4 protein-coding genes and 1 pseudogene are annotated in these 3,952 nt (G+C 70.6%); all 5 read left to right on the top strand.

The genetic code is table 11. From position 1 onward, the window contains the following. A pseudogene (sucA, locus tag MFF42_RS19020) lies at nucleotides 1-381 on the top strand (2-oxoglutarate dehydrogenase E1 component); the annotation flags it as partial. Between the two features lie 8 nt (nucleotides 382-389). Then, nucleotides 390-722, top strand: a complete 333-nt coding sequence (locus MFF42_RS19015; RefSeq protein ID WP_238257148.1) for a YciI family protein — start codon at nucleotides 390-392, stop codon at nucleotides 720-722. Between the two features lie 57 nt (nucleotides 723-779). Beyond that, nucleotides 780-2,132, top strand: a complete 1,353-nt coding sequence (odhB, locus tag MFF42_RS19010; RefSeq protein ID WP_238257147.1) for a 2-oxoglutarate dehydrogenase complex dihydrolipoyllysine-residue succinyltransferase — start codon at nucleotides 780-782, stop codon at nucleotides 2,130-2,132. Nucleotides 2,133-2,217: 85 nt separating this feature from the next. After that, on the top strand, nucleotides 2,218-3,417 hold the full coding sequence (locus tag MFF42_RS19005) for a DUF4241 domain-containing protein (RefSeq protein WP_238257146.1): 1,200 nt from the start codon (nucleotides 2,218-2,220) through the stop codon (nucleotides 3,415-3,417). Continuing rightward, on the top strand, nucleotides 3,414-3,952 hold a 539-nt coding region (locus MFF42_RS19000; protein WP_238257145.1), incomplete at its 3' end, for an FAD-dependent oxidoreductase. The genes MFF42_RS19005 and MFF42_RS19000, both read left to right, overlap by 4 nt.

Raw genomic sequence — 3,952 nt, 5'->3', positions numbered from 1 at the left:
CGCGACGACAAGATCCGCCGCGTCGTGCTGTGCTCCGGCAAGGTCTACTACGACCTCTACGAGGAGCGGGAGAAGCGCGGCGTCAACGACGTCTACCTGATGCGCGTCGAGCAGCTCTACCCGTTCCCGCTGAAGGCGCTCGCCAACGAGATGAGCCGCTTCCGTAACGCGGAGGTGGTGTGGTGCCAGGAAGAGCCCAAGAACATGGGCTCGTGGTCCTTCGTCGAGCCCTATCTCGACTGGGTGCTGGGCCAGGCCGGCTCCGCCTCGAAGCGGCCCCGCTACGTCGGGCGTCCGGCCTCCGCCTCGACCGCGGTCGGCCAGATGTCGAAGCACCTCGCCCAGCTCCAGGCCTTCCTCAACGAGGCTCTGGCGAACTGAAGGCTCCGATGCCCTACTTCCTGCTCCGCCTGGAACCGCCGCGCCCGACCTTCCCGTTCGACGCGACGGAGGCCGAGAAGGCGCTGTTCCAGGAGCACGCGGCCTACTGGATGGCGCGGGCGCAGGACGGCAGGGCCATCGCCGTGGGCCCGGTCTTCGAGCCCGGCGACGACGCCGGCCCGGTCAAGCAGCCCGCCAAGACCTGGGGCTTCGCCCTGGTCGAGGCCGCCGACGCGGCGGAGGCCGTCTCGCTCGGCGCGGCCGACCCGGTGATCCGTGCGGAGGCCGGCTTCCGCTACGCCGCCGCGCCCGTTCCGTCCCTGATTCTGCGGCAGCCGTGAGGCCGCCGTCCTAAGATCCTGAAGAGGAGGCCCCCGGCTCGGGGGTGCGACAAGACCATGGCAACCGACATCCTCGTCCCGACGCTCGGCGAATCCGTGAGCGAGGCCACGATCGGCCGCTGGTTCAAGAAGCCCGGCGACACCGTGGCCGCCGACGAGCCGCTGGTGGAACTCGAGACCGACAAGGTCACGCTCGAGGTGAACGCGCCGGCCGCGGGGGAGCTCGGCGAGATCCTGGTCAAGGACGGCGAGACGGTGGAGCCCGGCGCGGTGCTCGGCTCGATCGTCGAGGGCGGCAAAGGGGCCGACAAGGGCGCGGGCAAGGCGGAGAGCAAGCCCGCCCCGAAGAGCGCCGAGCCGGCCGAGACCAAGGCGCACAGCCGCGAGGAGAAGGGCGAGGGCAAGCCCGCCAAGGAGGAGGCGCCGGCCCAGGAATCCTCCGCCTCCTACGGCAGCCACGGCGATGCGCCGCCCGCAGGGGGCCGCGGCGCCGACGAGAGCGGCCCGGCGGTGGCCAAGCTCGCCCGCGAATCCGGCATCGATCCGGCGAGCCTCAACGGCAGCGGCAAGGACGGCCGGGTCACCAAGGGCGACATGCTCGCCGCGATCGACAAGGGCGTTCCGAAGGGTCAGGACGCCAAGAGCCAGGACGCCAAGAGCGAAGCGAAGGCTCCGACCCCGCCCCGCGCCCCCTCCGCGCCGGACGACGCCGCACGCGAGGAGCGCGTGCGGATGACCAAGCTGCGCCAGACCATCGCCCGGCGGCTCAAGAGCGCCCAGGACACGGCGGCGATGCTGACCACGTTCAACGACGTGGACATGGGCGCGGTGATGGCCCTGCGCGCGCAGTACAAGGACATCTTCGAGAAGAAGCACGGGACGAAGCTCGGCTTCATGGGCTTCTTCACCAAGGCGGTGATCGGCGCGCTCAAGGACGTGCCGGCGGTCAACGCCGAGATCGACGGGCAGGACCTCGTCTACAAGAACTACTACCACATCGGCATCGCGGTCGGCACCGATAAGGGCCTCGTCGTGCCGGTGGTGCGCAACGCCGACGACCTGTCGATCGCCGGCATCGAGAAGACGATCGCCGGCTTCGGCAAGAAAGCCCGTGAGGGCAAGCTGTCCATCGACGAGATGCAGGGCGGCACCTTCACCATCACCAACGGCGGCATCTACGGCTCGCTGATGTCGACCCCGATCCTCAACGCCCCGCAATCGGGCATCCTGGGGATGCACCGCATCGAGGAGCGGCCGGTGGTGCGGGGCGGCAAGATCGAGGCGCGGCCGATGATGTACCTCGCGCTCTCCTACGATCACCGCATCGTCGACGGGAAGGAGGCCGTGACCTTCCTCGTGCGGGTCAAGGAGGCCCTGGAGGATCCGGCCCGCCTCGTGCTGGATCTTTGATCGACGCGCCCTTCACGCCGCCCGCGGTCCCGCTCCTCCGGGAACGGGACCGCGCGGCCGGCACCCGTGAGCGCCGAACGATCGCATGAGCGTGCCCCGACTTCCCGAACCGACCCGGCGCGCCGCGCTGTGGCTCGCGACCGCGGCGGTCGGCGCCGGGCTGGCGGCCTCGCTCGCCAAGCTCTTCCCGTGGCAGCGGGCGGCGCGCGACGGAGACAGGCCGATGGCCGAGGGACCCTTCGACATCCGCGAGAGCGAGCCCACCCTGTCGGTGACCGGACTCGCGGACGACGCGCTGCGCGCGCGGGGCATCACGCGGATGGCGCTCGGCGACCTGCCGCTCCCGACCGGTGCGGTGATCGCGACCGATCCCCTGGTGCAGCCCGACCGGGCACCCTTCACCCGTCGGGTCGAGCCGGGAACCCATCCCGTCACGCTCTATCTCGCCCAGGGCCGCGTCGCCCTGGCCGAACTGCGTTTCGCGGACACGGAGCCGGAACGCTGGGAGCTCGCCCTCGTGCCGGGTCAGGACGTCGCCGCCCTGAAGGCGGGCGAGATCTTCGGCTATCCCGTCGATGCCGGCCTCGGCTGCTTCATGGACCCGGACGCGCGCGCCGCCATGGACCGCCGCGAGGCGCAGGAGCAGAAGCGGGCCGGCTACAGCAACTACTACGACGACGTGCTCGCGGACGCGCTGAAGGACTCGAACCTGAACTGGGTGATGCACCGGCCGCTGCCGGATGAGCCGGCCCGGGTCGCGGTCTTCTCCAGCGGCTGGGGCGACGGCGTCTACGCCTCCTACTGGGGCCTCGGTGCGGGCGGGCGGGTGCTCCGGCTCGTCACCGATTTCGGCGTGATCGAGAACGGCGACGGGCGCGATCCGCGGGAGGTCGCCGTCGCCGCCGCCCTGGCCGCCCTGACCCCGGAGCAGCGCCGCGACAGCGCGCGGGGCTACGCGGCGCTGAAGAGCGACGATCTCACCGCCTTCTCGGCGCTGCTCGACGAGGGCCGGATCGCCCCCGAGACGCCGATCGAAGAGGCCGGGGGCACCTTCACCTTCGAGGCGATCCGCCTCGACAAGCCGGAGGCGCTCGAACGCCTCGTCCGGCGCGGCGCGACGCTGCTGATGCCGCCCTACCTGCAGATCGGCGACGAGCGGAAGACCTATCCCGCCTACGCCCGCGACCTCACCCCACCCCGCTCGCCGCAACTCCTCAGCCTGATCGAGGCCTGGGAGCGCACCGGCTCAACCGACACGCCATCACGAGGACAGACCCTTCCATGAGCTACGATCTCGTCGTCATCGGCACCGGCCCCGGGGGCTATGTCTGCGCCATCCGGGCGGCCCAGCTCGGGCTGAAGACCGCGGTGGTCGAGAAGCGGGCGACCCACGGCGGCACCTGCCTCAACATCGGCTGCATCCCGTCGAAAGCCCTGCTGCACGCCTCCGAAGCCTTCGAGGAGGCGAACAAGCACTTTTCGGAGCTCGGCATCGATGTCGGCACGCCGAAGCTCGATCTCAAAAAAATGCAGGCGTTCAAGCAGGGCGGCGTCGACGGCAACACCAAGGGCGTCGAGTTCCTGCTCAAGAAGAACAAGGTCGATGCCTATCACGGCCGCGGCCGCATCGCCGGCGCCGGCCGGGTCGAGGTGATCTCGGACGACGGCGGCAACCAGATGCTGGAGACGAAGAACATCGTCATCGCCACCGGCTCCGACGTGACGCGGCTGCCCGGCGTCGCGATCGACGAGAAGACGGTGGTCTCCTCCACCGGCGCGCTCGAACTCGGCGCGGTGCCCAAGCGCCTCGTCGTCATCGG

It is taken from the genome of Methylorubrum podarium (genome assembly GCF_022179745.1).
GTDB classification, from domain to species: domain Bacteria; phylum Pseudomonadota; class Alphaproteobacteria; order Rhizobiales; family Beijerinckiaceae; genus Methylobacterium; species Methylobacterium podarium.
This window is presented reverse-complemented; position numbering and strand designations above follow the sequence as displayed.